The following is a 2,108-nucleotide window of genomic DNA, read 5'->3' on the forward strand; positions in this document are numbered from 1 at the left end:
CGCCCGCCGTCGGTCCCGCGCAGCTCCACGCGGGCGTCCAGCGCCGCCAGCGCCACCGCCATGTCCGACGGATGGGTGGCGACGCAGTGCGGGGAGTGGCCCAGCACCGCGTGATCGCGGTGCACGCCCTCGCGGGCCCCGCAGCCGCTGCCGGGCTCGCGCTTGTTGCACGGCTTGGAGAGGTCCTGGAAGTACGGGCACCGGGTGCGCTGGAGCAGGTTCCCGCCGGTGGTGGCCGCGTTGCGCAACTGACCGGAGGCGCCGGAGAGCAGCGCCCGGGACAGGGCCGGCCAGCCCTCCACGACCAGCGGGTGGGCCGCCAGGTCGCTGTTGCGGACGGTGGCGCCGATCCGCAGCGAACCGTCCGGCAGTTCCTCCACCGTGTCCAGCGGAAGCCGCGAGACGTCCACCAGCGCTGCCGGCCGTTCCACGCCCAGCTTCATCAGGTCGACCAGATTGGTGCCGCCGCCCAGGTAGCGGGCGCCCGGCGTGGCCGCCCAGGCGGCGGTGGCCTCCTCGGCCGTGCGGGCGCGGACGTAGTCGAAGGTCCTCACGGGATCACGTCCTCGACCGCCTCGACGATGCGCGGGTACGCCCCGCAGCGGCAGAGGTTGCCGCTCATCCGTTCACGGATCTCCGACGCCCCGAGCGGCACCGGATCCCCCGCCCGCACACCCGGACCGGTCACCGCCGACGGATGCCCGGCCGCGGCCTCGGCCAGCGCACCCACGGCCGAACAGAGCTGCCCGGGGGTGCAGTAACCGCACTGGAAGGCGTCCCGCTCCAGGAACGCCCGCTGCAGCGGGTGCAGCTCGCCGTCCGGGCCGGCCAGCCCCTCCACCGTGGTCACCTCGCTGCCGTCCAGGGTGACGGCGAGCAGCAGACAGCTGTTCACCCGCCGCCCGTCGACCAGTACCGTGCAGGCGCCGCACTGGCCGTGGTCGCAGCCCTTCTTGGCCCCGACCAGGTCCAGGTCCTCACGCAGCAGGTCCAGTAGCACCCGCCGGTTGTCGACCGTCAGCGTGTGCTCCCGGCCGTTGACCGTGAGGGTGGTGCGGGAGGCCGGGCCGTTCGCGGGGCCGCTCACCGGGACCGCTCGTCCTCGTCCGGGACCCGGTGCACGGCGGCCTCCTCGGCGGAGGCGGCGCCGCCGCTGATGCCGACGTCCTCCGCGATCATGTCCTTCTCCGCGTCCTCCCGCGCGCCCTCGTCCGGGGCCACCAGACGTCCCGCGCGCTCCTCCCCGACCTGGTCGTCGAGGGGCTCGCCCTCGCCGCCCGGCAGGTCGCCCACCCCGTCGCCCTCCGCCGGGGGCTCGGAGGCCGGGTCGGGCCGCTCCTCGGCCAGCCGCTCGTCGAGGCTCTCGCCCTCGCGCTGCTCACGGGCGGTGGTGCCGTGGCTGTCCACCCCCAGCGGCCGCTCCGGAGGCGAGTAGCCCTCGTCGTAGGGCTCGGTCTCCCGCTCGTTGAGGGTGTCCTCCGGGTCCAGGACGCCGTCGTCCTCGCGCCCCTCCGGGCCGTCCTGCGGCTGGTACACCTCGTCGCCGAACTCCTGGCCGCCGGCGTTCTCGTCCATCGCGTCACTCGGGTCAGTCATGGGGACCACGTATCCAGCCCCGGTCGGCTGACACCCCCCGGCCACGGCCGCCACCCGGACGCCCCGCCCCGCCGCGATCGATCATGGCAAGGAACCGATCCCCATGCGTGCATGTTCCAAATGAAAATGCCAAAGCCCCGAACGGGGGGCGGCACATTCCGTAGTCTCTGGTCGCGTCCGCGGACAGATGAGCAGTGGGGGAGGGGATTCGGCGTGCCCGGAATCGACGAGAGCCTGCTGGAGGCCATGCGGCTGCCGGGGGCACGGGGCGCCGCACTGGTCGACTGGATCAGCGGACTCTCCCTGGGCGCGGCCGGCGAGGCGCCGGGCAGCGATCCGGACGCCGCGGCCGCCGAGGTCGCCGAGGTGGCCCGGATCAGTGCCGAGCACCGCGTCTTCGCCCCGGCCGACGCCCTCGCGGGCGCGGGCACGGAGCGGGGCGGGGCCGGTGACGCCGGCCAGGAGCCCCCGGTCGAGGACGTGATCGTGACCACCGCCTCGGCCTACCACGT

4 protein-coding genes are annotated in these 2,108 nt (G+C 74.8%); 1 reads left to right on the forward strand and 3 read right to left on the reverse strand.

Annotated features, from left to right (window positions below):
• The 3 genes from HW445_RS28225 to HW445_RS28235 form a co-directional block, all read right to left on the reverse strand.
• On the reverse strand, nucleotides 1–554 hold a 554-nt coding region (locus HW445_RS28225), incomplete at its 3' end, for a xanthine dehydrogenase family protein subunit M (RefSeq protein ID WP_180223688.1).
• Nucleotides 551–1,087 carry a 2Fe-2S iron-sulfur cluster-binding protein gene (locus HW445_RS28230; RefSeq protein ID WP_180223689.1) on the reverse strand — a complete coding sequence of 179 codons (537 nt, stop codon included), beginning with the start codon at nucleotides 1,085–1,087 and terminating at the stop codon, nucleotides 551–553. The genes HW445_RS28230 and HW445_RS28225, both read right to left, overlap by 4 nt.
• Nucleotides 1,084–1,596, reverse strand: a complete 513-nt coding sequence (locus HW445_RS28235) for a DUF5709 domain-containing protein (RefSeq protein WP_257231338.1) — start codon at nucleotides 1,594–1,596, stop codon at nucleotides 1,084–1,086. The genes HW445_RS28230 and HW445_RS28235 overlap by 4 nt, the downstream gene beginning before the upstream one ends.
• A 213-nt stretch (nucleotides 1,597–1,809) precedes the next feature.
• Here HW445_RS28235 and HW445_RS28240 point away from each other — a divergent pair.
• The coding region (locus tag HW445_RS28240; protein ID WP_180223690.1) for a hypothetical protein at nucleotides 1,810–2,108 on the forward strand (299 nt) is incomplete at its 3' end.

The organism is Streptomyces sp. UH6, assembly GCF_013421635.1.
In the GTDB taxonomy this organism is placed as follows: Bacteria; Actinomycetota; Actinomycetes; order Streptomycetales; family Streptomycetaceae; genus Streptomyces; species Streptomyces abyssomicinicus.

Bases quoted from the DNA above. Each gene is read 5' to 3' on its own strand.
- HW445_RS28235 (WP_257231338.1), bottom strand. From the start codon at position 1,596: ATGACTGACCCGAGTGACGCGATGGACGAGAACGCCGGCGGCCAGGAG.